The 25145-nt window shown below is 60.2% G+C and carries 19 protein-coding genes, 7 tRNA genes and 1 pseudogene; 9 read left to right on the top strand and 18 right to left on the bottom strand.

The window, feature by feature from the left end:
* Window positions 1-248: 248 nt before the first annotated feature.
* From ACUN9Y_RS12400 to ACUN9Y_RS12410, 3 genes are all read left to right on the top strand, one after another.
* Window positions 249-1250: a TAXI family TRAP transporter solute-binding subunit gene (locus ACUN9Y_RS12400; protein WP_445461032.1), complete on the top strand. Its 1002-nt coding sequence runs from the start codon at window positions 249-251 to the stop codon at window positions 1248-1250.
* 60 nt (window positions 1251-1310) lie between these two features.
* A complete protein-coding gene (locus ACUN9Y_RS12405; protein WP_445461033.1) occupies window positions 1311-3269 on the top strand; it encodes a TRAP transporter permease in 1959 nt (652 codons plus the stop codon).
* Window positions 3270-3430: 161 nt separating this feature from the next.
* The gene (locus tag ACUN9Y_RS12410) at window positions 3431-4336 is read left to right on the top strand and encodes a LysR substrate-binding domain-containing protein (RefSeq protein WP_445461034.1); all 906 of its coding nucleotides are present in this window, start codon (window positions 3431-3433) and stop codon (window positions 4334-4336) included.
* A gap of 42 nt (window positions 4337-4378) precedes the next feature.
* On the opposite strand, the gene ACUN9Y_RS12415 is transcribed toward ACUN9Y_RS12410, so the two are convergent.
* Both ACUN9Y_RS12415 and ACUN9Y_RS12420 read right to left on the bottom strand, forming a co-directional pair.
* Window positions 4379-4885 (bottom strand): IS3 family transposase, encoded by a 507-nt coding sequence (locus ACUN9Y_RS12415; RefSeq protein ID WP_445461173.1) that lies wholly within the window; start codon window positions 4883-4885, stop codon window positions 4379-4381.
* Window positions 4886-5108: 223 nt separating this feature from the next.
* Window positions 5109-5702, bottom strand: a pseudogene (locus ACUN9Y_RS12420) (transposase); the annotation flags it as partial.
* Window positions 5703-5793: 91 nt separating this feature from the next.
* Between ACUN9Y_RS12420 and ACUN9Y_RS12425 the strand changes: the two are divergent.
* Window positions 5794-6318 (top strand): tyrosine-type recombinase/integrase, encoded by a 525-nt coding sequence (locus ACUN9Y_RS12425; RefSeq protein ID WP_445461035.1) that lies wholly within the window; start codon window positions 5794-5796, stop codon window positions 6316-6318.
* A gap of 59 nt (window positions 6319-6377) precedes the next feature.
* Here ACUN9Y_RS12425 and ACUN9Y_RS12430 read toward each other — a convergent pair whose 3' ends face one another.
* The 15 genes from ACUN9Y_RS12430 to ACUN9Y_RS12500 all read right to left on the bottom strand — a co-directional run bounded on the left by ACUN9Y_RS12430 (window position 6378) and on the right by ACUN9Y_RS12500 (window position 16112).
* Window positions 6378-8456: a hypothetical protein gene (locus tag ACUN9Y_RS12430; RefSeq protein ID WP_445461036.1), complete on the bottom strand. Its 2079-nt coding sequence runs from the start codon at window positions 8454-8456 to the stop codon at window positions 6378-6380.
* 353 nt (window positions 8457-8809) lie between these two features.
* Entirely contained in the window at window positions 8810-9796 is a 987-nt protein-coding gene (locus ACUN9Y_RS12435) for an IS481 family transposase (protein ID WP_445461037.1), read from the bottom strand.
* A gap of 263 nt (window positions 9797-10059) precedes the next feature.
* Window positions 10060-10293, bottom strand: a complete 234-nt coding sequence (locus tag ACUN9Y_RS12440; RefSeq protein ID WP_445461038.1) for a hypothetical protein — start codon at window positions 10291-10293, stop codon at window positions 10060-10062.
* A 658-nt stretch (window positions 10294-10951) separates the two neighbouring features.
* Window positions 10952-11039, bottom strand: a tRNA-Ser gene (locus tag ACUN9Y_RS12445).
* A 279-nt stretch (window positions 11040-11318) separates the two neighbouring features.
* Entirely contained in the window at window positions 11319-11822 is a 504-nt protein-coding gene (locus tag ACUN9Y_RS12450) for a YiiD C-terminal domain-containing protein (protein ID WP_445461039.1), read from the bottom strand.
* Window positions 11823-11830: 8 nt separating this feature from the next.
* Window positions 11831-12391 carry a nitroreductase family protein gene (locus ACUN9Y_RS12455; RefSeq protein ID WP_445461040.1) on the bottom strand — a complete coding sequence of 187 codons (561 nt, stop codon included), beginning with the start codon at window positions 12389-12391 and terminating at the stop codon, window positions 11831-11833.
* A gap of 139 nt (window positions 12392-12530) precedes the next feature.
* Window positions 12531-13373 carry an NADPH-dependent 7-cyano-7-deazaguanine reductase QueF gene (queF, locus tag ACUN9Y_RS12460; protein WP_445461041.1) on the bottom strand — a complete coding sequence of 281 codons (843 nt, stop codon included), beginning with the start codon at window positions 13371-13373 and terminating at the stop codon, window positions 12531-12533.
* 11 nt (window positions 13374-13384) lie between these two features.
* The gene (locus tag ACUN9Y_RS12465; protein WP_445461042.1) at window positions 13385-14158 is read right to left on the bottom strand and encodes an ABC transporter permease; all 774 of its coding nucleotides are present in this window, start codon (window positions 14156-14158) and stop codon (window positions 13385-13387) included.
* A complete protein-coding gene (locus ACUN9Y_RS12470) occupies window positions 14155-15102 on the bottom strand; it encodes an ABC transporter ATP-binding protein (protein WP_445461043.1) in 948 nt (315 codons plus the stop codon). The genes ACUN9Y_RS12465 and ACUN9Y_RS12470 overlap by 4 nt, the downstream gene beginning before the upstream one ends.
* 408 nt (window positions 15103-15510) lie before the next feature.
* Window positions 15511-15585, bottom strand: a tRNA-Gly gene (locus ACUN9Y_RS12475).
* Between the two features lie 61 nt (window positions 15586-15646).
* Window positions 15647-15722: transfer RNA gene (locus ACUN9Y_RS12480), tRNA-Glu, on the bottom strand.
* Between the two features lie 3 nt (window positions 15723-15725).
* Window positions 15726-15800 (bottom strand) — tRNA-Gly (locus tag ACUN9Y_RS12485).
* Window positions 15801-15858: 58 nt separating this feature from the next.
* Window positions 15859-15934 (bottom strand) — tRNA-Glu (locus tag ACUN9Y_RS12490).
* Window positions 15935-15938: 4 nt separating this feature from the next.
* Window positions 15939-16013 (bottom strand) — tRNA-Gly (locus tag ACUN9Y_RS12495).
* 23 nt (window positions 16014-16036) lie between these two features.
* Window positions 16037-16112: transfer RNA gene (locus tag ACUN9Y_RS12500), tRNA-Glu, on the bottom strand.
* 205 nt (window positions 16113-16317) lie between these two features.
* On the opposite strand from ACUN9Y_RS12500, the gene msrB reads away from it, so the two are divergent.
* From msrB to htpX, 4 genes are all read left to right on the top strand, one after another.
* Window positions 16318-16716: a peptide-methionine (R)-S-oxide reductase MsrB gene (gene msrB / locus ACUN9Y_RS12505; RefSeq protein WP_445461044.1), complete on the top strand. Its 399-nt coding sequence runs from the start codon at window positions 16318-16320 to the stop codon at window positions 16714-16716.
* Window positions 16717-17126: 410 nt separating this feature from the next.
* Window positions 17127-18146: a ribosome biogenesis GTPase YlqF gene (gene ylqF, locus ACUN9Y_RS12510; RefSeq protein WP_445461045.1), complete on the top strand. Its 1020-nt coding sequence runs from the start codon at window positions 17127-17129 to the stop codon at window positions 18144-18146.
* A gap of 109 nt (window positions 18147-18255) precedes the next feature.
* Complete coding sequence (locus ACUN9Y_RS12515; RefSeq protein ID WP_445461046.1) at window positions 18256-19485, top strand: pyridoxal phosphate-dependent aminotransferase; 1230 nt, start codon at window positions 18256-18258, stop codon at window positions 19483-19485.
* A 246-nt stretch (window positions 19486-19731) separates the two neighbouring features.
* Window positions 19732-20634, top strand: a complete 903-nt coding sequence (gene htpX / locus ACUN9Y_RS12520; protein WP_445461047.1) for a protease HtpX — start codon at window positions 19732-19734, stop codon at window positions 20632-20634.
* 124 nt (window positions 20635-20758) lie between these two features.
* On the opposite strand, the gene ACUN9Y_RS12525 is transcribed toward htpX, so the two are convergent.
* Window positions 20759-23062 carry a CehA/McbA family metallohydrolase gene (locus ACUN9Y_RS12525; RefSeq protein WP_445461048.1) on the bottom strand — a complete coding sequence of 768 codons (2304 nt, stop codon included), beginning with the start codon at window positions 23060-23062 and terminating at the stop codon, window positions 20759-20761.
* Window positions 23063-23363: 301 nt separating this feature from the next.
* Between ACUN9Y_RS12525 and ggt the strand changes: the two genes are divergently transcribed.
* The gene (ggt, locus tag ACUN9Y_RS12530) at window positions 23364-25061 is read left to right on the top strand and encodes a gamma-glutamyltransferase (RefSeq protein WP_445461174.1); all 1698 of its coding nucleotides are present in this window, start codon (window positions 23364-23366) and stop codon (window positions 25059-25061) included.
* Window positions 25062-25145 lie beyond the last annotated feature (84 nt).

The following is a 25145-nucleotide window of genomic DNA, read 5'->3' on the forward strand; positions in this document are numbered from 1 at the left end:
CGAGGCACTTCAAACGAAAAAAAGCGCCTTATGCATTCCAATTATGAATAACTATTCCACCTGAACCAGGCCGACAGGTCGCGGATAACACGCATCAATGACCAGAAGGAATGGATCGAGTACGAGATTTCTTTTGTGCACATTCAGGACGCGTGATAACAATGCCCGCCGTTCTGCATTGCACCAGCAACAATGTCCAAAAATACGGCCTCAGAGCCACGACATCCCCTCAACGACAGGAACGCCAAATGACTCATCCCCTGAAGCCGGCCGTGATCGCCATCGCTGCATCCACCCTCCTCAGCGCCTGCAGCGATGGAGCCTCCTCTACCCCTAACGTGGCCATCGGTCCGCCCGCCAGCACGACCCAGTTGGTGTCCAAGCTGCTGCTCGACGCCCACGGCGTCAAGGAAGATGACTACAGCGCCTATCAGGAAGGTTTCGGCGCTGCGCTCGACGGCGTGCAGGACGGCAATATCGACCTGTCCATCGGCATCCTCGGCCTGCCGTCTGGCAGCATCGAGAACCTTCAGGCGGCCGCCGGTGACGTTCGCATGATCGGGCTGAGCGACGACGCGGTGGACTATATCGAGACCAACAGCGAGTACCGTCGCTTCGTCATTTCCCAGGATAGCTACGACTTCCTCGACCAGGACGTGACCACGGTGACCGCCTACGCCGTGCTGGTGGGCAACACCCACAGCATCGACGAGGAACTGGGCTACGAACTCGCACGCCTGATGCACGAGAAGGCTGAAGAGAATACCCACGCCCAGTCTGCCTTCATGACCCTCGAAAATGCCCTGAATGGCTCCGCCGGCATTCCGATCCATCCCGGTGCCAAGCGCTACTACGAGGAGCAGGGACTGGAGGTGAGCAATCCGGTGGCACAACTCGAGACTCAAGGCGACAAGAGCGAGTACATCCTCGGCACCGGCAGCCAGGGCGGTACCTACTATCCGCTGGGCGGCGAGATGGCCACCATCTGGAACAACTACCTCGATGACGCAAACTTCACCAACATCGAGACCGGCGCCTCCATCGAGAACCTGGTCAGCATCCGTGACGACCGCATGGATCTAGGCATGACCGTGCACGCGCCGGCCAAGGACGCGGTGTCCGGCAACGGTGAGTTCGACGACAACGCCATCGGCAACGTCGCCTTTATCGGCCATATCTACCCGGAAGTCATCCAGATCGTGACCCGCGAAGACAGCGGCATCACCAGTCTCGACGACCTCGCCAAGTAAACCATGTCACCCGCAGGCACCGGCGTGTCGGCGCCTGCGGGTCATTGGGAGATTCACGCTATGGTCGAAAATAAAACCGCTGACGCCTCTCAGGAACTGCTCGAAAAGTACGACCGGGAGTCCAGCGTTCGCCCTCACCTCGGCCGCTGGAGTTGGGCGGTGTCGCTGCTCGGCATCGCCCTGACGACATTCCACCTGTATACCGGCTACTTCGGCACCCTGCCGTCGCAACAGCAAGGGGCGATACACCTGGGCCTGGCGCTGGGGATGATCTTCCTGCTATTCCCCGCCTGTCGCGGCGAACGCGCTCGCCGGTCGGTGCCCTGGTACGACGTGGTACTGGCCGTCACCGCCACCTTTGGCGCCTACTACAAGATCCTGTTCTACGACGAGGTCCTGCGCGCCCGTATTACCGGCTATTCCACCCTGGATCTGATCGTGGCCGGCGTCGGCGTATTGTTCGTGCTCGAGGCGACGCGGCGCACCGTCGGCCTGCCCATTGTGATCGTGGCCCTGCTGGCCCTGGCCTATGCGCTGCTGGGCAATCATATTCCCACGGCGCTGCTGTCCCATCCGGGCTTCTCCTTCGAGCAGGTCGCGCCCTACCTGTGGTTCCGCGAAAGCGGCGTGTTCGGCACCCCTTTGCAGATCTCGGCGAAGTTCATCTTCCTGTTTCTGTTCTTCGGCGTGGTACTGATCCAGACCGGGGTCGGCCGCTTCTTCAATGACCTCGCCTTCGCCGCCACCGGCCGCTTCACCGGCGGTACGGCCAAGGCCGCGGTGATCGCAAGCTCGCTGCAGGGCATGATCTCGGGTAGCTCGGTCGGCAACACCGTGGCCTCGGGTTCCTTCACCATCCCGATGATGAAGAACGCCCGCTTCCGTCCGGAGGTCGCCGCCGCGACCGAAGCCTCGGCATCGACCGGTGGACAGATCATGCCACCGCTGATGGGTGCCGCCGCCTTCATCATGGTCGAGTACGTGGGCGTCTCCTACCGCGAGATCATGTACGCGGCCCTGATACCGGCGCTGATGTACTTCACCGGTATCTTTATCGGCGTACACTTCGAGGCCAAGCGCAGTCGTATCCTCGGCATTCCCAAGGACCAGCTCCCGAGCAAGCGCAAGCTGCTGATGCGCCAGGGCTACATGCTGCTTCCGCTGGCGGTGATCGTGACCACCGTAAGCGTCGGCTTCACCGCCCAGCGCGCCGCCCTGCTCGGTATCGCCGCCGCACTGGCGGTCAGCCTGTTGCGCAAGGAGACCCGCCCGTCACTGGCCGACCTGGTGCGCCTTCTAGACAAGGGGGCCAGGGTCGCGCTGCCGGTGATCGCTGCGGTAGCCACCGCCGGCATCATCGCCGGGGTGGTGGGGATGACCGGGCTGGGTTCCAAGTTTGCCGCCGGCATCATCAGCCTGGCCGACGGCACCCTGATCCTCGCCCTGATCTTCACCATGCTGGCCTGCATCGTGCTCGGCATGGGCCTGCCGACCACCGCCAACTATGTCGTTACCGCGACCATCGCCGCGCCGGCGCTGATCAACGAGTTCGGCCTGGCACCCATGGCGGTACATCTGTTCGTGTTCTACTTCGGGATTGTGGCGGACATCACGCCACCGGTCTGTCTGGCCGCCTACGCCGGTGCAGGCATTGCAGGGGCCAATCCAATGAAGACCGGCGTGACGGCACTGAAGCTTGCCATCGGTGCCTTCATCATCCCCTATGCGCTGATCTACAACCCGGCGCTGGTGATGATCGACGCAACACCGCTTGGACTGGTACGAGACGTCGGCTTCCTGGTGGTGGGCCTGGTCGGTGTGAGCGCCGCCCTGATCGGCCATTTCGTACGTGACGCCTTGATGTGGGAGCGTGCGGTGCTGCTGGCAGCGGGCCTGGCCATGGTGGCCCCGGCGCCCATCACCAGCTCCCTGGGACTGGTGGCCCTGGCGCTGATCGCCCTGTGGCAGTCGCGTCGCCCGAAGGCGCCGATGGATTCGGCGACGTCGGTTCAGCACTGACGTCGACGATGCCAGGACGTGGCAACGCCCGGCGGCCTCAGCGCCGCCGGGACGCCAGGCGACGGATTGGACAGGCGCTCGCGTCGCCGGCGACGCTTGCACCAGCGGTACTGCCTCGTTTGGGGTAGAATGGCGGTTTTTTACGCTGGAGTCAGCGTTCGATGAAGGCCCGCCATCTCCCCTCGACCACCACGCTGCAATGTTTCGAAGCCGCCGCCCGGCACCTGAGCTTTACCCGGGCGGCGAATGAACTGAGCATCACCCAGAGCGCCATCAGCAAGCAGGTGGCTCAACTCGAGGACACCCTTCAGCACAAGCTCTTCCGTCGCCTCAGGCGAACTCTGGTACTGACACCAGAAGGCTCGCTCTATCTGACAGAGGTGCGCAAGATCCTGGCCCACCTCGAGATGTCGGCCAACGCCATCATGACCTACAGCGGCCACGGTGACGTGCTCAAGGTCGCGACGCTTCCCACCTTTGGAACGCGCTGGCTGTCGTTGCAGCTACCGGCGTTCTTCGAAGCCCACCCCGGGATCACTCTGCACCTGTCAGACCGCGTGGAAACCTTCGACCTGGAAAACGAGGGGATCGACGTAGCCATCTTCCACGGCCACGGCAGCTGGCCCAATCTCGAGTGCCACAAGCTGTTCGAGGAAGAGGTGATGGCGGTCGGCGCACCCGGTTACCTGGCGCGTCAACGGATCGCCAGCCCCGCCCATCTGGCCGACTGCCGCCTTTTGCATCTGTCCTCTCGTCCCGACGCCTGGCACCGCTGGTTCGACGAACAGGATATTCGTACCGACCGCAGCTACCACGGCATCCGCGTCGAGACCTTCCAGACCCTGATTCGCACGGTGATGGCCGGCGGCGGCCTGGCGCTGATTCCGCGCTTCATGATCGACCATGAACTGGAGGCCGGCGCCCTGGTCCCCGCCTGGCCCTCGCTGCTGCACGGCCCCAACGCCTACTACCTGGTCTACCCGGAACACCTCGGCGAACTGGCCAAGGTGCGCCACTTTGTGGACCACCTCAAGGGCTGCGCCGCTACCCTCACCGCACCAGAGTAGAACAAGTAAAGCAGTGTAATGACCCCCTGGTTTCTACACACCTTACGCGGCTAACGCCGGGTGTGCTCGGGGTGCCACATAGCCCAGAGACTGATGTGGCCGCTCTTCGTTGTAGTACCTAATCCAGCGATTGATGACGGCCCTGGCCTGGCCCAGCGATTCAAAGCGATGGAGCCAGATACACTCCTCCTTCAAGGAACGGAAGAAGCGCTCCACGAGCCCGTTCTGTTCCGGTGTATATGGCGTCGTGAACTCTTGAGTCAGGCCATAGGCCTTCACCGTGCCCGTGTAGTGGCGACTGCTGAACACAAGCCCATTATCAGAGCGAAGGGCCAAAGGCTGCTGAACGCGCCCCAGCGCCCCGAGCCGATAGATCAGCGCTTCCTCCAACGCCGCCTCCGCAGTCTTGCTGCTGCCATTGTCCGATAACCGCCAGCCAAGAATCTCACGCGTGCAGCAGTCAATGATGACCGCTAAGCTGGCCCGCCGATCCTTACCGCACCACACATGGGTGAGATCGGTCGCCCAGCGCTCATCAGCCCGGGTTATTCATCAGGGGGCCGACTGAGGCTGTTGAGCCAAGGGATTGCCGGTATCGCCCCACTTCAACGTCGTGAGGCCGCTTGGTAGCCGGTTGATCTATATCCGGCTCGGCTTTTGGTCGGCTTTTCTATAGCTTTTAGCAATCAATGTCGATCGCCGACACAGCCGTGGCCGTCGACCTCCACTGTGGCCGCCTTGCCTGCTGCATGGAACGTGGTGACGCCAACGATCAGACCAGAGCCGTCAGCCGAGGCAGCCCCTTCAGCAAGGTGGGCCACCATTTGTCGGCGGCATCGCCGAGGTGCACGGTAATGCGACGAGCGTGTACCGTCAGCGTGGCCGCGACCTTGAGTACCTGTTCGCGCATCCGTATCAGGCTCCAACCCTGTCGTGTCCGGCTCTCCAGCAGGCGCCTCAGTCCATGCAGAACCTGGTAGGCGTAGAGGCTTAGCAGCAGGCTCACCTCGTTGCGGGCCATGACGTCCTGGACGGTGGAGGCGCCGCGATCGGTCGATGAGAGATGCACATCCAGCGCCGACTTCACCTCGCCCATATGCGCCTCGGCGCTGCCGCGCTTGCGGTAGAGCGCCAGAACCTTCTCCGGCGGCCAGTGGAACTTGCTGAGGTTGGTCACCAGGGAGAAGGCATGTAGCAGCAGATCATCAGGTCGTTCCTGCACCACCAGCACCACGCGACGGGGCGTCGGCCAGGAACCCGCCTGGTACTCCAGATCATGGCACCACTCCCGAGGCTGCTCCGGTGGCCGGCCTCGTGGCCGCTTCAGGTACGGTGCTGCCAGCGTCTGCAACCCGGCCCGATGGCGTGGGCACCTCGACAAGCTGTTGGCCAAGCCATCAAGGGTCAAGAAGGTGGCCCACCACCCGGCCATGCCATACGAGGAGGTCGCCGACTTCATGACCGAGGTCCAGGGCTACACCAGCATCTCCTCCAAGGCGCTGCAGTTCTTGATGCTGACGGCCACATGCACCTCGGAAGTGCTACGTTCGGAATGGCCAGAGATCGACCTCGACAATGAAACCTGGACGATCCCAGCGGATCGGATGAAGGCGCGCCGTGAGCATCGCGTACCGCTGTCACGGCAAGCGGTGGAACTACTGACCCAGCTCCCAAGGATAAAGGACAACTCCTATGTCTTTCCGGGCGCACGCCAGGGACGCCCCCTCTCGAATATGGCAATGCTCCAGCTGATGCGCGGCATGGGCTTCGGCCTCGACGGTGAGCGTGGTGACTACGTGCCCCACGGCTTCCGCTCGAGCTTTCGCGACTGGACTGGAGAGGTCACAAGCTACCCCCGCGATGTGGCCGAAATGGCATTGGCGCACACCATCGAGAACAAGGTCGAGGCCGCCTATCGTCGTGGAGATCTCTTCGAGAAACGGAGAGCGATGATGCAGGATTGGGCTGACTTCGTTAAATAATAAAGTCGTATGACCAAGCATCAGGAAAACAAGACCTGATGCTTGGCAAGCAACTAAACTTATAACCCCTGAAGAGCACTCAAATAATCAATCAAACCTTCCTCCAGATTTTCATCAACTTTATTCAAATATTCCTCCACATCGCCATCACCGAGCTTCCACATCTTACTAAAGAAATTGAGCTGAGCATCTTTGCTGTCGAAGGCATGTTCAGTAGCACTGGTTATAAAGTTTGTATAGTTCCCACACAAAGATCTCATATCTTTATTGCCGATGTTTTGCATTAACACGTGAGCAACTTTCTTTATTCGTGCCAGCTCTGGAATCTCTTGAATTCTAGCTTCAGATGAAGAGAAGCTTTTAAGCGTTTTTGGCTTACCCTTAGCAGCCTGCTCAGCATAAGGAAGTATCGCCAAGCTAAAAACAGGCTCTAAAACGCTCTGGACTTGATCTTGATTGAAACCTGCCTGAAACTCAAGCATGTAGCTTGTAGAAGCAATTATATACCCTAAGGTTGTTATTATGGCTTCGTCACTAGCTAGAGCGGATGCCTCCTCTCTTGTAATGGTATCACTAATTTTTTCTGAGGCAAAACTAGGGAACTCCAACGCCACTTCCATAACTTTCATGTAAAATAGGTAGTCCGCCTTTTTCTTGGCAAACTGCTCTTTTGAAAAACCTACCCCATGACTACTAAAGCCATTTCTCATATGTCTTTTTGCTTTTTCAAACTCAGCAGCGAAAATAGAACTATTAAAGGCCGCCTGTTTCTCCAGCAAATCCCTAGGCGCACCACTTTCGGATTTCTTACTTTCGACAAACGCTTTCAGCTTATCTCCAATTATTTTATTACGGTTGTCGAGCAAGAATTTTATGAAAACATCTTCCCTAATGGCGAACCTGACCACACTAGGCAAGAGAGTATAAATAACGGAGCCAAGCCTTTCAATATTTTCATCATTATTTAACGCATCAAGAGAAGCCTCCCCAGTCTTCTCCAAAAGGAAAGGAGATATTCTAGACCAGTTGGCCTCTATAGCTTGGGCAGCATACTCACTGAGCTTGCCTTTGCCATTATTATCGCTGGACTGCTCAGCTTCATTGGCCTCAAGAATAATCTCTTCCTCTTCATTAACTTCTTTACATTTATTTTTTTCTTGAGGTGCTCTCACAGCCTTCCCTAGCTGCACAGCATTTCTCTTTTCCTTGTTAGAATGGGACGGATCGCTATCAACTATAGCTTTATCATCTCTCAGGCCAGCTTGACTATTTTTACTAACATCCTGGGCATGATCTTGATGCTCAGCATCCCTTAAGGGTAAAAGCTTGTTTATCTCATAAAAAAATGCACCAAGCTCTTTTTCTCCCAGCTGGGCTAGGCTGATAACCCCCCTTCCGTTGATGAATATTTTTTTCTTTTGTATCGATATTTTCTGTATATTTTTCCAGAAAAAAAGGCGCGGCGAGTCCATCATCGCCTTCATCGCGATCTTCTCTTCTGTTATAAGAACTCCTTCCTTAGCTCCTCCAAAAGCAGTATCATCAATCAAGACAATCACGTCTTCTGAATCAACCCAGTTTCCATACGAAGATAGAGCACCGCTTATCTTTTTGACTGGTATACTTGGTGCGCAATAAATTGCCCGATGATCAATATCAAGTTCTTGCTTCGCCAAAGACGAAACCCATGAGTCTGTGGGTTTTTGGAGATTTATGGAACCCCCTTCGTCATTTTGCGTATATTCACTTTCAACCCCGGAGTTAGAAATCCACGCACCAAAAAGCTGGAAAAACTCAATTAAATCTTCCTTCTCAGGCATGTGGAATTTAAATACTTTTCTGCCATTAAGGAAGACTGTCTGACCATCTGAAACTATGCTTGATATCCCGCTAAAAAAGTGCTCTCTCAAATCCTCAAATGGCTGTTTAAAAATAATCCTATCAACCAGGATCAAGCACCCATCTTTTCCACTCCCAAACACCGTATTGTCTACAGCCGCCAATATCTCATTAGACTCTGAACTTAAACCAAACGACGTCTTGGCATTATTTATAATCTTATCGGGTATATGCGGAGAAAAAAACACCTTTTTTCTACTTGAAAACCCTTGCTCAGAACAAAAATTTTGAAATGACATTCCCTAAACCTTCCCTGCTGAAAAAACATCTTCCATGATACTTATCGGCATCCTTCTTGAAATCTTTAACGAAGAATTATCTAATGCTTCATGAATACGACTCCGAATAGCAATGATTTTTTATGTGCACAAACTCTCAGCAAGCGCGAGCGAACAGTTTATTATAAACACTAACAGTCCTCCTATGCGCGATTCATTAAATCATATTCTTTTTCACTCGGCCTCTACCCTTACTCCCCATCAATTATAGAAAAAAGGGGAGTATCTAATATTTTCTTAAGCTATCCCTTACATGCTCCGCTAATTTCCTGACGATTCTCTCCTGAAGTGGCCCCCGAAATTCGGACCAGGCGCTAAGTGTCGGGTCCCGCGTGATTAATGACTCGTTTGTGAAAAAGCTCAGGGCGCTTTTTTTGCCAGCTTTTCATCGCCGCTATCGGGGGCTGGTGGTGTAGCGCTTTCTGCTGGATGCAGTGATTGTAGAGCCAACAGTAACGCTTGAGCGTTTGCTCCAGGTCCTCCCTTGATTCGTACCGCCGAGTGGCCAGCACATCGCTGATGCGGCCATTGAAACGCTCGACCATCCCATTGGTCTGGGGGTGTCCCGGGCGGATAAGTCGGTGTTCCACATGATGCTGTTCACAGGCCTTGTCGAAGATATGCTGCCCTGTTGGCTTGTGTTCACCGCCCGAGGTGAAGCGATCAGTAAAGCACTTGCCGTTGTCTGTCAGTACCTTCTGGACCTTGAACGGGGCCTTGTCGAGAACGCGATGGAAGAACGCTTCGGCATCCTTCGCTGACTGATTGGAGCGCACTTCAAGATAGACCCAACGGGTCGCTCGGTCGATGGCGACAAACAGGTAGCGTCGTTGGGCCTCATCGGGCATCTGTGGAAGATACTTGATGTCGATGTGCAGGTAGCCTGGCTCGTAGTCCCGAAAGGCCTTGGGAGCCTGCTTGTTGTCTTCTCTGTCCTGGCGTGCCAATTCAGCAAGCGTTGGCACCTGACGCCTTTTGAGCATCCGGTGCAAGGCGGCACGGGAAAGGGCCGGATGAAGAAACTCACGGGCTATCACGAGGAGATCATCCAGCCCCAGGCGAAGGAACGTTCTGGCGGCGATGAGAACCTCTTCCTGTTCCCTGTTGAGGGTCGCCAGAAGGTTATGACGCGTGTGAGGACGATCATGGACGTCGTCTCGATGTCGCCACCGGCGGATGGTCATATCGCTAACGCCAAAGCGCTCCGCCAGTGCCGTGTCCGGGATGTGGGCAGGGGCGGCCTGGATCTCAGCACGAATTTTGGGTGTTGTCGTCGCTTGCTTATGCAGTTTGATGTCCATCTCGGTGCTCCTGGACGAACTGACGAAGAAGGCTTCTGGCAGCAATCAAAGGATAGCCCCTCTTCGTCAATTGAACATCCGAGACCCTACAGTTAGACAGCGCGCTCGTTTATTGACTTGAACGAGCGCGCGCGTTTAACATTCTCATGCCGCCACATCAACCAATTGATCTTTCAGTGTATTTTCGTTGACGTGGCTATATAACACCAATAAACGCGCCTGCTGCTTTTGCCGGCATGGCCGCTTTGGGTCGGTAGGAGACTTCACTCGAACCGTCCGCCTACCTTATCGGCATCGAACCTCAATCGCTCGCTGGTCGGCTGCTGATAACTCCAAGCTACGTGAGGGTTGGTGTCGGGGGAGTAGCAATCGGTATCGCCCTTCAACAGGCAGTGGGTCACCTTGGGATCTGCAACCAAGGTGTCGCCGGCATAGATGGGTACCCGGCACGAATGCGGGAACAGGTTGATACGTGGCGCCCTTGAAGAGTCGGACATAGCGCAGTTCCTTTGCGTCATACCTTATATACGATCCAGCGTACCAGCTTGACACCGGCTGTCACCTGCTATTGGCGAGTTTTCATCTACGCGATTGTTAATAATCGACAGGGTTGGGTCATCGCCTGCTCCGCTGCTGGGAGGCCTTCCCAGCAAGCCACAGCAGCGTGGCGACGGTGATTAGGTCCCCGCTCTCCATATCACGAAAGAGCGCCGCATGGGGCTTACGGGAAAAGGTATCGCCATGGTTCAGAAAACCACCACGCTACCCGAATGAGCTATCTCGTTCACGCGACACAAGAAAGCATAGAGCTCCCGTGCACGTGGATCGCCCCAAGAAACACCTCTTCCAAATCCTGGATCGCCAGTAGATCGGAGTGGTTGGCCACATGGGCCACCTACCTGAACGCCTTGTCGTTGCTCTGGCTAACGTGCCTGATGTTTAGCTGCCGATCACCCTGTGCCAGGCTCGGGACCGTCAGTGACAGCAGAGGCATTGAAAAAGGAAAGCGGTGGGAGGGTGCTGCAAAGGGACGTACTGTCCAACAGTGTCCTGGGAAGGCTAGTGAAAGCCAGGCACAAAGTATGGGCTGGAGTATGGGCTGTGAGGGTATAGAAAAAGAAAAAGCCGCTGTAATCAGCGGCTTATCTATATTCTTGGCGGAGGGGGAGGGATTCGAACCCTCGAAGCCTTTCGACTTACACACTTTCCAGGCGTGCTCCTTCGACCACTCGGACACCCCTCCGCATTGTCATCATGAACGTAGTGCTGGCTGCGTTGCGCGAACCGTTTCGCTCAAGACGGCGCATACTTTAACGGCTTAAGTTCGCGATTGCAAGCCATTTTCTGGATTCCTGCCTTTCGCTTTCCTCTTCTTGACGCCCTCTCCCCGATTCCCGTTCACTCACGGCTCCTTCTTTACTCAGCGATAGCTACCGGCTGGTGCGCGTCCTGCGCCATCGCCCCCGGCTATTCCTGGTCGCGGCGTCACAGGTCCAGGTCCAGGTCCAATGCGGTGCTTCACCTAGCGCTCGGGCAGCACCGCGTAGTCGCCTCGCGCTGTAAGGCACAGGGTGTCGCCGCACCACAGCGACTGCACCAGGGCGATGCGCCCCTTGCCACGCTCTTGCAGGCGCTGCTGCAGGCGCTCGACGCCATCGGCCTGTTCGGGCTCGCAGGTCAGGCAGTAGTCGCTGGTCACCGGGGCGAGAAAGCGCTGGCTGGCGTCGGCGACCACGACGTCTCGGGCGAGCCCTTCGCGCCTGAGCCACAGCGTCGTCCAGCACCAGCCCAGCAGCGCAGTCTGGGCGCTCAAGGCGCCGCCGAAGCCGGTGCCCTTGTCATTGAGATTGGGGGCCAGCGCGAGCCGCCAGCTCAGACGCTGCCCTTCCCTTTGCATCTCGCGGATGCCGAGCCCCCCCACCAGGGGGATCGCCTCGCCCAGCCACGCCAGAAAGGCGGCGGGATCATCGTCACCGCCCGCGGGTGGCAGCGGTAGACGGGGGTGAGGAACGCCGACCTCTCGCATGGTGCCTCCTAGTCCCAACGCTCGACGAAGTCGTCGATGTCGTGTTCCGCGATCGGCTTGTGGCGCCCGCCCATCTGGCCGATATAGATGAAGGCAACCAGTTCGTCGTCGTCTTTCAACCGGAGGCCCTTGCGCACGGTGTCATCGAAGGCGTACTTGCCACTTCGCCACATGGCCCCGAGGCCCTGGGCATGCGCTGCCAGCAAAATGCTGTGGGCAGCACAACCGGCGGAGATGACCTGTTCGATCTTGGGCACCTTGGGCTCATCCGGGGTGACCTTGGCCACGACGCCGATGATCATCGGGGCGCGCTTGGTCTTCATGCGCGCGGAATTCAGGCAGTCGTCGGTCGCCTTGGGATCCTCGCGAAATTCGGCCTCGGCGAACAGCTCGCCAAGCCGCTCCAGCCCCTCGCCGCAGAACTCGATGAAACGCCAGGGCCGCAGCTCCTTGTGATCCGGGGCGCGCAGCGCAGCGCGATAGATGGCGGCAAGCTGCTCGGCGCTTGGCGCCGGGCCCATCAATTTGCCCATGGAGCTGCGCTCGTGCAGCAGGGACATGGCATCCATTGTCTTTCTCCCGACAGGCCGACCTGGGCCGGCCACGTTAGCGATGCTCGAACGAGAATTTCTCGCAAAACCCTATCAGAAGGCTCCACGACTGTCGCGCCCACCCTTGCGTCATGTCTCGGACCCTGCGCCAGGTCCGCTACTGCCGCGCCAGTCGCAGGGGTGAAGGCGGCGCCTCGCCTGGGGTCGCGCGCCAGGGGCTGATATCCAGGCCGCCGCGGCGCACGTAGCGCGCCAGGACCAGCAAGCGTTCGGGCTTCGCCCGCGCCATCAGGTCGGTGAAGATGTGCTCCACACAGTGCTCGTGGAAGTCCTGGTGCTGACGATAGCCAATGAGGTAGCGCAGCAGGCCATCGCGGTCGAGCCTGGGACCACGGTAGCGAATCAGCACGCTGCCCCAATCCGGCTGACCGGTCACCGGGCAATTGGACTTGAGCAGGTGCGAGGTCAGCGTCTCTTCGACGATATCGTCGCCCACGACCAGATGTGCGGGGCTCGGGGTATAGTCGGTGATCTCGATATCGCGATCGTCGAGGCATTCCCCCGGCAGCGGCCGAGGCAGCAGATCGCCATCGTCGACGGCCAGCAGGTCAACGCTCACGCTGGCGCCTGCCGCCTTTGAAAGGTCATGGATCAGGGTCGCGGCCACCGCTTCGTGATCCGCAAAACGGCTCTGATTGAGGCTATTGAGGTACAGCTTCCAGGACTTCGATTCGATCAGGTAGGGCGAGGTCGCCGGCAGGCGAAAGCGCGCCACGGCCACCACCGGCTTACCCTTGGGCGTCAGCCACGAGACCTCGAAGGCGTGCCATTCGTCCTCGCCGATGAAGGGCAGTGCCCCTGCCTCGATGCCGAGAGGCGCACGATTGGCCGCCCGGGAAATCGGGAACAACAGCGTGGGGTCATAGTGCTCCGGATAGGCCGATTCACGCCCCAGCGGGGCATGCTTCAGGGTATCCGGACGGGTGTCATCAGCGGCCATCGATAGAGTCCTCAACTGCGAATGCCCTTGCCGTTCTCCAGCATCCACAGGGCCAGGGAAAACAGCGCAATAATAAAGCCGAACACCGCGGCCAGCGCCCAGCCCACGGGAATGTCGGACACCCCGAGAAAGCCATAGCGGAACACGTTGACCATGTACAGGATGGGGTTGAGCATCGAGGCACCCTGCCAGAAGTCCGGCAGCAGAGAGATCGAGTAGAACACCCCGCCCAGATAGGTCAGCGGCGTCAGGATGAAGGTCGGCACAATAGAGATATCGTCAAACTTCTTGCCCAGCAAGGCGTTGATGAAGCCACCGGTGGCGAATAGTGCCGCGGTCAGCACCACCACGCCCACGGTCAGGATCGGGTGGGCAACGTCGATGCGGGTGAAGAACAGCGATACGCCGGTGACGATGATCCCCACACCGAGCCCGCGCGCCATGCCGCCGAGAATGAAGCCCGAGAGCATCACCCAGTTGGGCATCGGCGAGACCATCATCTCCTCGACGCTGCGCTGGAACTTGTTGGAGAAGAACGATGACGCCACATTGGAGTAGCTGTTGGTGATCACCGACATCATGATCAGCCCCGGGACGATGAAGTCCATGTAGCTGTAGCCGTCCATTTCGCCGATACGCGAACCGATCAGGTTACCGAAGATGATGAAGTACATCGTCATGGTGATCGACGGCGGCAGCAGCGTCTGCGGCCAGATACGGGTAAAACGCTTGATCTCCTTGACCATCAGGGTCCAGAGCGCAATAGCGGTCTGTTGAGCATTCATCCGCGCATCTCCTTGTGGGCGCTATCCCCCTTCTCCACCATGGACACGAACATTTCCTCCAGACGGTTGGCGCGGTTGCGCATCGACACCACCTCGATACCCGCGCGGCCGAGGGCATCGAACACGCCGTTGAGACGCTGGCCACGGTGCACCATCACCGACAGTTGGGCACTATCCACCAGGGTCACGTCGAACCCGTCGATCACCGGCGCGGCCTCGACCGGGTGGGCGAGATCGAGCAGGAACGTCTCGGTATCGAGCTCGGCCAGCAACTGGCGCACGCTGGTGTTTCGCACGATCTCGCCATGGTTGATGATGCCGACATGGCGACACAGGCTTTCGGCTTCCTCGAGATAGTGAGTCGTGAGGATGATGGTGGTGCCCTCCTCCTGGTTGATACGCCGCATGTACTCCCACATGCTGCGACGCAGCTCGATATCGACACCCGCGGTGGGCTCGTCGAGGATCAAGAGCCTGGGGCGATGCATCAAGGCACGGGCGATCATCAGGCGCCGCTTCATGCCGCCGGAGAGCATGCGCGCGCTGCCGTTGCGCTTGTCCCACAGGCTCAGGTCCTTGAGCAGGCTCTCGGCCCGGGGAAGCGCCTCGCGCCGCGACATGCCGTAGTAACCGGCCTGGGCCAGCACGATATCGATGACGCGCTCGAACTGGTTGAAGTTGAACTCCTGGGGCACCACGCCCAGGTGATACTTGGCCCGGGCGAAGTCCTCGTCGATATCGATGCCGAAGATCTTCACCTTGCCCGCGGTTTTCTGCACCAGCGAACAGACCACCCCAAGGGTGGTGGATTTACCCGCGCCGTTGGGGCCGAGCAGCGCATAGAAGTCGCCCTGCTGGACATCAAGGTCGATGCCTTTCAGGGCCTGGAAGCCATTGCCGTAGACCTTGGTCAGGCCTTCAATGGACAGAGCCGGTTCGGCCATGAGAGATCCTTGGTTGAAGATTCACGATAAGCCCGTTCGGCGCCTGTGCTGAGCTCGAACTCGAACCCGAGCCCAGGAAAGCGGCCCGTGCGACGCCAACCGCTCTTGCACAGACAATTGCTCGTGCGTAGACAATCGCTCGGGTAAGAAGCGCGACCATCGACGAGGTTCGCTACAACAAGCCCTGGGCAGGGAATCCGCTGCCAAACGTGCAGAACCGGGGTGCCCACGCGGCACCCAGGCAGAAATAGATAGACGGCTTACATGTTGGGGCGCCATGACGCGAGTTCAACCGCGGCTCGGAAAAACGGGAAGACACCGGACACAGCAACGGGCCGCCGAGCACAGTTGGCTAGGGCGACACGACAGACTAGGGCGACACGAGAAATTAGAGATGAGGTTCGACGCTGGAGCGGGAAACGAGATTCGAACTCGCGACCCCAACCTTGGCAAGGTTGTGCTCTACCACTGAGCTATTCCCGCTCGGGTGAATTCGGCCGGCTCGGCAGAACTCTGGTGTCGATGTGCAATCAAAGGCGCGAAATGGCGTCCCATAGGGGGTTCGAACCCCTGTTACCGCCGTGAAAGGGCGGTGTCCTAGACCACTAGACGAATGGGACGCATGGAGCGGGAAACGAGATTCGAACTCGCGACCCCAACCTTGGCAAGGTTGTGCTCTACCACTGAGCTATTCCCGCAAACTATCGCATTACCTTGCACCGCTGAGGCGAGCATTGCCAGCCACAGCACCGGAAGTGGCGTCCCATAGGGGGTTCGAACCCCTGTTACCGCCGTGAAAGGGCGGTGTCCTAGACCACTAGACGAATGGGACGCATTGGAGCGGGAAACGAGATTCGAACTCGCGACCCCAACCTTGGCAAGGTTGTGCTCTACCACTGAGCTATTCCCGCGCTCCGGTACCTGATGAGTCGAGTGGCGTCCCATAGGGGGTTCGAACCCCTGTTACCGCCGTGAAAGGGCGGTGTCCTGGACCACTAGACGAATGGGACGTTGCTGTCTCGTCTCGTCGAGGTGGCGCGTATGTTACTGAGAGGCCTCATAAGTGTCAACCCTCACCGCGATGAGAAGCGTCTTTTGACGTGGGTTGGTCAAAACTGAGGAAACGTCGTAGCTTAAAGGCAGGCAGCGCAAGCCGAGGCGCTTGTGTCACGACCGCCGAGCTCTCCCCTGACTCAGCACGAAAGGAGAACGCCAATGCGCAAGAAGATCGACAAGACAGACGCCGAATGGCGCGATCAGCTCACCTCGGAGCAGTATCGGGTCACCCGCGAGAAAGGCACCGAACGCCCTTTTACCGGCGACTACCAGGTGACCGATGTGCATGGCATCTATCACTGCATCTGCTGCAACGCCCCACTCTTTGAAAATGAGCACAAGTTCGATGCCGGCTGCGGCTGGCCGAGCTTCGATCGCCCGCTGTCCAGCGAGAGCATCGAAAAGCACGACGATGCCAGCCATGGCATGACGCGCACGGAAGTCACCTGCTACCGCTGTGGCGCTCACCTGGGCCACGTGTTTCCCGATGGGCCGCCGGCGACCGGCGATCGCTTCTGCATCAATTCGGTTGCCCTCAACTTTCATGAGGGGGAATAGCGTCGCGCCGACTCCCGATAGACACCTAAGTCCGGTTGTCACCAACAGCAGGACGGCGTTTCCCGGGGCAAGTGGCCGACAGCCGAGGGCCAGTGCCAACTGGAGCGGGCCGACGTCAGTATGCGGGCAGCGGGTGGCGAGGCGACGTCAGTCAGGCAACACCAGGGCCCCTGACGTCACGGCGGCCGCCCGCGGCGCTTGACGTGGAACCTGACACTCACGCCACCCGCGCCACCCACGGGCAATGACCGCGACACCGACTCGGCACCAACATCGCGTCGACGACACCCCCGCGACGAAAACGCCCCCGACGAGACCCTTTGCGCCCCTTTCCAACGGTGAACACGGCCGACCATCTGCTAAGATGGTCGGCCGTTTGCGTTTACATTGTCATAGGCAGGAGAAACATCATGCTCGGTTGGTTTCCGGGACACATGAACAAGGCGCGCCGCCAGATTCTCGAGGCGCTGCCGGAAATCGACGTGGTCATCGAGGTGCTGGACGCCCGCCTGCCCTACTCCAGCGCCAATCCGATGCTGGCGACCCTGACCCGTCACAAGCCGGTGCTGAAGATCCTGTCCCGGGCCGACCTGGCAGACCCCGACGCCACCCGTGAGTGGACCGCGCACTTCGACGCCCAGGACGACACCCGGGCGCTGGCCGTGACCACGACCAATACCCGCGAGCTCAAGCGGATTCCCAAGCTTTGCCACGAACTGGCGGGCCAGGTACGCGCCGATCGCGACGTACGGGTGATGGTCATGGGCATTCCCAATGTCGGCAAGTCGACCCTGATCAACGGCCTCGCCGGACGCACCATCGCCAAGACCGGCAACGAACCCGCGGTAACCAAGCGCCAGCAAAAGGTGCGGATCGACGGCCGCGTCGCCCTCACCGATACCCCGGGCGTGCTGTGGCCGAAAATCGAAGACCAGGCCAGCGCCTATCGGCTGGCGGCCAGCGGCGCGATCCGCGATACGGCCATCGACTACATCGATGTCGCCCTGATTAGCGCAGCCGAGCTCGCCAAGCGCTACCCCGATGCCCTCAAGACGCGGTATAAACTCAAGGCGCTGCCGACCTACGAGGCCAACCCCGATGCCGAGCGCGTCGAGGCCGACGGCGATGCTCGCCCCGACCTGATGGCCCTGGCCGGTTTCGATGGCCATGCCATCCTGGCTGAGATCGCCGCCAAGCGAGGGGGGCTGCGGGCCGGTGGCGAGATCGACCTGCATCGCGGTGCAGAGGTCCTGCTCCACGAGCTGCGCGATGGCAAGCTGGGCCGCCTGACCCTGGAGACGCCGGCGGATATTCCCGCTTCCGAGCCTGCGTCCGATCTCCAGGCTGACGCCGAAACGCCAGCAGCGTGCCCATCGGAGCCGGGCACCGGTGCGGCTGACGGTCTCGGCAAGGCCGATGACGATCGCTGAGCGAGCCTGCCGCGCCGCTCATCGACGGCCTCTTTCTCAACCACCGAACACTTGACGCACCCCGCCAGAGCGGGGCTGGACACACGACATTCTGCGAGACCCCAGCGCCATGGACACGCAACCGCTTAGGAAGTCCCACAAGCTCGACAACGTCTGCTATGACATTCGCGGGCCCGTCCTCGAGCACGCCAAGCGCCTCGAGGACGAGGGTCAGCGCATTCTGAAGCTCAACATCGGCAACCCGGCGCCGTTCGGCTTCGAGGCCCCCGAGGAAATCCTCCAGGACGTGATGCGCAACCTGCCCACCGCGCAGGGCTACTGCGACTCCAAGGGCCTCTACTCGGCGCGCAAGGCGATCATGCAGGAATGCCAGCGCAAGCAGATTCCCGGCGTCAGCGTCGAAGACATCTACATCGGCAACGGCGTCTCCGAGCTGATCGTGATGGCCATGCAGGCGCTGCTCAACGATGGCGATGAGGTGCTGATCCCCGCGCCGGACTACCCGCTGTGGACGGCGGCGGTAAATCTCTCGGGCGGGCGCGGCGTGCACTACCTGTGTGACGAGCAGGCCGACTGGGCGCCGGCCATGGACGACATTCGGGCCAAGGTCACCAGCCACACCCGGGCGATTGTCATCATCAACCCGAACAATCCGACCGGGGCGGTCTATCCCCCCGAGGTGCTGCGCGAGCTGCTGGAGATCGCCCGGGAACATGACCTGGTGGTGTTCTCCGACGAGATCTACGACAAGATCCTCTACGACGATACCGTCCACGTCGCGACCGGCGCCCTGGCCGGTGAAGACCAGCTGGTCGTCACCATGAATGGACTCTCCAAGAGCTACCGCTGCGCCGGCTTTCGCAGCGGCTGGATGACCCTGTCGGGAGCCGTAGCCATGCAGCGTGCCCGGGACTTCATCCAAGGGCTCACCATGCTGGCGTCGATGCGCCTATGCGCCAACGTGCCGGCGCAGCATGCCATTCAGACGGCGCTCGGCGGCTATCAGTCGATCAATGACCTGATCCTGCCCGGCGGGCGCCTGCTGGCCCAGCGCAACATCACCGTCGACAAGCTCAACAGCATCCCGGGGGTCAGCTGCACCACCCCCAAGGGCGCGCTCTACGCCTTCCCGCGCCTGGATCCCAAGGTCTTCAACATCAAGGATGACCAGCAGCTGGTGCTGGACCTGCTGTTGCAGGAGAAGATCCTGCTCGTTCAGGGCACCGCCTTCAACTGGCCCGACCCGGACCATGTGCGCATCGTCACCCTTCCCTGGGCCGACCAGCTCGGCGATGCCCTCGACCGTTTTGCACACTTTCTATCGCGCTACCGCCAGTAGCGCCGGTAGCGCACTCGTCACCTCTGGCCGCCATGATGGCCAGAGGTGACGACCACGACCCGTGTCGTGACGCGGCACGAGTGTGCCAAGGCGACTTTGCCAGCCGCCTCAGGCACCCTCGGCGACCATCAAATCACTGTCAAACGCTTGAAACTTGATAGCCTAGCGCTTATCTAAGCTTCAGTTTGTTGATGCCGTGCGCTCTGCGCCGGCTGGCCAAATTCCCCCTCACGGAGACATCCGGCAATGATGAGAATCCTGCTCTTTCTGGGCACCAACCTGGCGGTCATTCTGGTCGCCAGCTTTACCCTGCGAATCCTCGGGGTAGAGCCCTACCTCAATGCCCAGGGCATCAACTTCACGTCTCTGCTGATTTTCTGCTTCATCTTCGGCATGGCCGGTTCCATGGTCTCGCTGTTCATCTCCAAGTGGATGGCCAAGCGCTCGACCGGCACCGTGGTCATCGAGTCCCCGTCCAACGCCACCGAGAAGTGGCTGGTCGACACCGTCGCAGAACTGGCTCAGAACGCCGGCATCAAGACGCCGGAGGTCGGCATCTTCCCGGCACAGCAGTCCAACGCCTTCGCCACCGGCTGGAACAAGAACGAAGCCCTGGTCGCGGTCTCCGCCGGCCTGCTCAATCGCATGCAGCCCGAAGAGATCAAGGCGGTGCTGGCCCACGAGATCGGCCACGTCGCCAATGGCGACATGGTCACCCTGGCCCTGATCCAGGGCGTGCTGAATACCTTCGTCATGTTCTTCGCCCGCGTTGTCGCCCAACTGGTCGACAGCTTCCTGCGCCGTGATGACAACGGCGGAGGCCTCGGCTTTTTCGGCTATTTCGCCGTGGTCATGGTCGCCGAGGTGGTGTTCGGCATCCTGGCATCGATGATCGCCGCCTGGTTCTCACGCTTTCGTGAATACCGCGCCGACGCGGCGGGAGCCAAGCTCGCCGGCTCCGGCGCCATGATCAACGCCCTCGCCCGCCTCAAGGCAGAGACCCAGATGCCGGACCAGATGCCCGACACCCTGACCGCCTTCGCCATCACGACCGGCCAGTCGCGCAAGTTGATGGAGAAGCTCTTCGCCAGCCACCCGCCGCTGGACGACCGCATCCGCGCGCTGAAAGAAGCCGCCTACCGCGGATAGGTCGAGCACCACAGCGCCTGTGGACAACTCTCCCGTCCCAGGCCCCGGTGGATAACCCGAAAGCCCCTGCCCGGCATCGCCGAGCAGGGGCTTTTTAGTGCCACCTTGCCAGGATCAAGAGGAATCAGTCGGTCGAGTCGCCCACGTAGTCCTGCATCTCGCGGCGCTCTATCCACAGCGGGTTGCTCCAGGCGGTGTCCCCATCGACATCTTCAACCTCGAGCGCGACCCACGTCGTTTGCTCCCCAGGAACGTCGAAAGTCAGGCGGGTATCGTTCTGGCCTTCCAACGAACGGCGTTCGACGACTTCACCCTCGGCGCCGACCAGACGAGCCTCCTTCAGGCCATCCACGGCGAAGGCCCTGACGGTCCAGCTACCGACGCCCTCTTCGACCAAGCGCAGGCGTTCGCCGAAGCCATGGTCCTGAGGAAACAGCAACGGGCCTTCGGTGGCATAACCATGCCCAGCCTTCAAGGCCCTGGCGAAAGCATCCGGGGTCAGCTCACCGGGTACCCGAGCCATCATCCGAATACGCCCCGTCAGGTCATTCCAGGCATCGTGAGTGTCGGTGCCCGCCGTGAAATAGATTTCTGTGCCCTGATCCCAGAGGCGATGCGCGGCAGCGATGGTCTCGGCGTTGTCCACCGCGGCATTGAGTTCGAGTAGATCGAAGCCCGGGGAGAAGCCGCCGGGCACCTTGCCGTCCGCCAGGTTTCTCAGGTAACCGTAGGCATTGTAAGGATGGTTCATCGGAATGACTTGTGCCCCCAGCCGGCGGGCCTCGGCCAGCACATCCTGCACCGGTGCAGTACCCGGGTCCACCTTGAGCTCGCCCTCGAAATCGATCGGAAACGGATTCAAGTGGCCCCAGGACGGAGAGACTTCGATGGAGGCGATAAAGGGCACGCCGCGGGCATCAGAGAGCTGCTTGAAGCGGGCGTGGTTGGTCGTTGCATCGTGATCGCTGACAAAGGTCAGATCCAGATCGGTGGCCAGCTGCGCACGTACCACAACCTCGGGCGGTGTGGTGCCCTCAAGGATGTTGGCATGGTGGTGGAGGTCCGCGCCGTACCAGTTCTCGTCGTTGGGCTCCACCAACCGGTCGATACTGACGTCCTGTTGCTTGGTCTCGCCGGAAGCAAGACTCACCTCGAGGCTTTGCTGACTGGCAGTGAAGCCCGCGCCCGCGTTGATGGCGAATCGATAGTCGCCCGGTGCCAGCGCCAGCGATGCCTGTCCGGCAGGGTCGAGCTCAGTGAAGAACGTCTTCTTGCCGAGAAACTCCACGGGGGGTTCCTGGCCCTCGAGCAGGGTCAAGCGAGCATCTCGGGCCACGCCGCTGCCGGCCTCCTTGATGCTGAGTTCCAGCGTCCCCGGCCCCTTGAGTCCATCGAAATCCAGCGTCTGGTCGCCACCCTCGGTCACGTCGAGATCGACGGTGTCGCTGTTGGAGTGCCCCTGGGCAGTGGCATAAGCACGATACTCGCCGACCGGCAGGCTCAGTGAATACTCACCACCCTCGGCCAGTGTCCAGGCATATGGCGCCCCCTCGCGCTCAATCATGACCAGGGCATCGGGCGGCGACTGACCATCATCGCCCTCGACCTGACCGTGAACCCGTCCACTCGGTAATCCCTTGCGCTCGATCTCGTTAGCGACGACGGCCGCCAGGTCACCGCTTGGCACCACCTGCAGCCAGCCTTCGAAACGACGCGTCTCGCCGGGTGCCAGGCTATGCTCCAGGTACATGTCCTGTCCCTGATAGCTAATGCGATCGAAGTAAGGTGCATGCAGGGCGAATGCCCAGTCCCGATCGTAGGCCACCATGCGATCGGTTAGCGCATCACTGGCCTCGGTCTCTTCGGCATCCCCCAGCCCCGGCACTCCGAACAGGTAGCCGGTGTCCGGCCACAGCGTATAGCCCGATCGAATCGCTGCCAGCGGATCGTCACCACGGTTATCGAGCTCGGTGACCAGGTGCACACGATCGCTGCCTTTTTCCAGGGTGTACGTCGTCGTGACCATGGCATCTGCGAAGTTGCGCGCGACTTCGATGACGGCACGCTCGGGAGACTGTTCGACCACCCTGACCTGCTTGCCGTCGTTAGGCCAGGCAGACCAGTTATCGGGAATGAAGTCGGCGAAGGCGACCCGGTCCAGATCCATCTCGCCATCCTTGACGGCCGCCAGGTCCACCAGAGTACCTCGCGGCACCCCCCAGGGCGGCAGCGACTCTACGGCCAGAGAAAAGGCCAGATGGTCATTGGCAATGGTCAGATCCTCAGCATGCCCTGCCTCACCGTCCGGGATGGCGGTCGGCCCGCGTGTCACACTGACATCGGCCTGGGCGGCACCGCTGGCCAACACAACGGCCGCAACCAGAGGGGCGGAGGCAAAAGAAGATATCGCGAAGCGAGATGAGATCATGGAGCTCCTGTTCATGTCGTCAGATTATGGTTATATGACATTTCCATTATTCATATTTTTGATTAACCATTCAATCAAACAATATTGCGGCCGCCGGATGCCCCTCCACCAGGCACGGTCGCGGTCACACACCCGCCGCCGAGCCCTCGTCGCGCTTCTTCTCGCCAAGGGTTTGCAGCCCTTGAGAAAGACGTCAATAGTTACTCCTGCACGCCAACGACAATGCCAACCACAAACGAGGGCTATCATGCCGAACCCGCACCCTGTGTTTTCCCGTCGACTGCTGCGCGTCGCGCCTTGGATGATCGGTACCGCACTCACACTAGCGTCCACCACGGCCCCGGCCCAGAACCAGGCGATCCTCGAAGGCGAGCGCTTCAATCCCGAGGTCGGCACCCAGGGCATGGTCGCGACCAGCCACTTCCTCGCCTCACAGGTGGCGAGAGATGTGCTGGCCGAAGGCGGCAACGCCGTCGACGCCGCCGTGACCGCCGGCTTCGCCCTGGCGGTCACTCAGCCCCGGTCGGGCAATATCGGCGGTGGCGGGTTCATGCTGATCTCCGATGAACAAAGCGATGAGGTCGTGGCCATCGACTACCGCGAGAAGGCCCCGGCCGCCGCCTACGAGACCATGTTCCAGGACGAGTCTGGCGAGGCGGTCTCCGAACTGTCGCGCTACACCCACAACGCCACCGGGGTCCCCGGCACCGTAGCGGGTCTGGCGAAGGCCCTGGAGGACTACGGCACCCTGAGTCTGGCCGAGGCCCTGGCACCGGCGATCAAGCTCGCCGAAGAAGGCTTCCCCCTGCCCCAGCGTTTTGTCGACGGGATTGCCGATGCCGGCGAGATGTTCGCTCCCTGGGAGGCCAGCCGCGCCAAGTTCTACAAGGCTGATGGCTCGAGCTATGCGGTCGGCGAGATCTATCGCCAGCCGGACCTGGCCGCCACGCTCAAGCGCATCGCCGACCAGGGCGCGCGGGAATTCTATGAAGGCGAAACCGCCGAGCTGATCGCCGCCGAAATGGACAAGCACGGCGGCCTGATGACCCTCGAGGACCTGGCCAACTACCAGCCCAGCGTACGTGAGCCGAGTCACGGCACCTATCGCGGCTATGACGTCTATGCCATGAGCCCGCCCTCCTCCGGCGGCGTGCATATCGTCGAGATTCTCAACATCCTCGAGGGTGACGACATCGGTGCGATGGGCTTCAACTCGGCCAGCACCATCCACCTGATGGCCGAGGCGATGAAGCGCGCCTACGCCGACCGCTCGGAGTACCTGGGCGACACCGACTTCATCGAGGTACCGCTGGCGGGACTGACCTCCAAGGCGTACGCCGACGAGCTCCGCGCGGGCATCTCCGACGATACGGCCACCCCCAGCGCCGAAATCGCCCCGGCCAACCCGCTGCCCTACGAGTCCAACGAAACCACCCACTTCTCGATCGCCGACGCCAATGGCCTCGCCGTCTCCAACACCTACACCATCAACTTCAGCTACGGCTCGGGCATCGTGGTCGACGGCGCCGGCTTTCTGCTCAATAACGAGATGGACGACTTTTCCGCCAAGCCAGGCGTACCCAACGCCTACGGCCTGATCGGCGGCGAGGCCAACAAGATCGAGCCCAACAAGCGCATGCTGTCGTCGATGACCCCGACCATCGTCAAAAAAGACGGCAGAAACTTCCTGATCACCGGCAGCCCCGGAGGCTCACGCATCATCACCACGACGCTGCAGGTGCTGATGAACGTCATCGACCACAACATGAACATCCAGGCGGCGGTCAGCGTGCCGCGCATTCACCACCAGTGGCTGCCCGACGAGATCCGCGTGGAGCAGGGGATCAGCCCCGACACCGTGGACCTGCTCGAGGCCATGGGCCATACCGTCAGCCAGCAGGAAGCCATGGGTGCGGCCCAATCGATCATGATAGAAGATGGCGTCTTCACCGGCGGCGCCGATCCGCGGCGCTCCACGTCGTCGGCCATGGGGCTGTAAGGGGGCTTGCTGGTAAGGAGGCTTTACGCGCAAGGGGCGGGGCCTCGCCGTACCATCCCGCGGCCAGGGCGCCCCGGGATGCAG

The organism is Halomonas sp. V046 (genome assembly GCF_052645355.1).

What these genes read in the sequence shown, in the direction of transcription:
- ACUN9Y_RS12430 (WP_445461036.1), bottom strand. Translation starts at nt 8,456, where the DNA reads ATGTCATTTCAAAATTTTTGTTCTGAGCAAGGGTTTTCAAGTAGAAAA.
- ACUN9Y_RS12425 (WP_445461035.1), top strand. Translation starts at nt 5,794, where the DNA reads ATGACCGAGGTCCAGGGCTACACCAGCATCTCCTCCAAGGCGCTGCAG.
- ACUN9Y_RS12455 (WP_445461040.1), bottom strand. Translation starts at nt 12,391, where the DNA reads ATGGATGCCATGTCCCTGCTGCACGAGCGCAGCTCCATGGGCAAATTG.
- ACUN9Y_RS12450 (WP_445461039.1), bottom strand. Translation starts at nt 11,822, where the DNA reads ATGCGAGAGGTCGGCGTTCCTCACCCCCGTCTACCGCTGCCACCCGCG.
- queF (WP_445461041.1), bottom strand. Translation starts at nt 13,373, where the DNA reads ATGGCCGCTGATGACACCCGTCCGGATACCCTGAAGCATGCCCCGCTG.
- ylqF (WP_445461045.1), top strand. Translation starts at nt 17,127, where the DNA reads ATGCTCGGTTGGTTTCCGGGACACATGAACAAGGCGCGCCGCCAGATT.
- msrB (WP_445461044.1), top strand. Translation starts at nt 16,318, where the DNA reads ATGCGCAAGAAGATCGACAAGACAGACGCCGAATGGCGCGATCAGCTC.
- htpX (WP_445461047.1), top strand. Translation starts at nt 19,732, where the DNA reads ATGATGAGAATCCTGCTCTTTCTGGGCACCAACCTGGCGGTCATTCTG.
- ACUN9Y_RS12440 (WP_445461038.1), bottom strand. Translation starts at nt 10,293, where the DNA reads ATGTCCGACTCTTCAAGGGCGCCACGTATCAACCTGTTCCCGCATTCG.
- ACUN9Y_RS12410 (WP_445461034.1), top strand. Translation starts at nt 3,431, where the DNA reads ATGAAGGCCCGCCATCTCCCCTCGACCACCACGCTGCAATGTTTCGAA.
- ACUN9Y_RS12525 (WP_445461048.1), bottom strand. Translation starts at nt 23,062, where the DNA reads ATGATCTCATCTCGCTTCGCGATATCTTCTTTTGCCTCCGCCCCTCTG.
- ACUN9Y_RS12405 (WP_445461033.1), top strand. Translation starts at nt 1,311, where the DNA reads ATGGTCGAAAATAAAACCGCTGACGCCTCTCAGGAACTGCTCGAAAAG.
- ACUN9Y_RS12435 (WP_445461037.1), bottom strand. Translation starts at nt 9,796, where the DNA reads ATGGACATCAAACTGCATAAGCAAGCGACGACAACACCCAAAATTCGT.
- ACUN9Y_RS12465 (WP_445461042.1), bottom strand. Translation starts at nt 14,158, where the DNA reads ATGAATGCTCAACAGACCGCTATTGCGCTCTGGACCCTGATGGTCAAG.
- ACUN9Y_RS12400 (WP_445461032.1), top strand. Translation starts at nt 249, where the DNA reads ATGACTCATCCCCTGAAGCCGGCCGTGATCGCCATCGCTGCATCCACC.
- ggt (WP_445461174.1), top strand. Translation starts at nt 23,364, where the DNA reads ATGATCGGTACCGCACTCACACTAGCGTCCACCACGGCCCCGGCCCAG.
- ACUN9Y_RS12470 (WP_445461043.1), bottom strand. Translation starts at nt 15,102, where the DNA reads ATGGCCGAACCGGCTCTGTCCATTGAAGGCCTGACCAAGGTCTACGGC.
- ACUN9Y_RS12515 (WP_445461046.1), top strand. Translation starts at nt 18,256, where the DNA reads ATGGACACGCAACCGCTTAGGAAGTCCCACAAGCTCGACAACGTCTGC.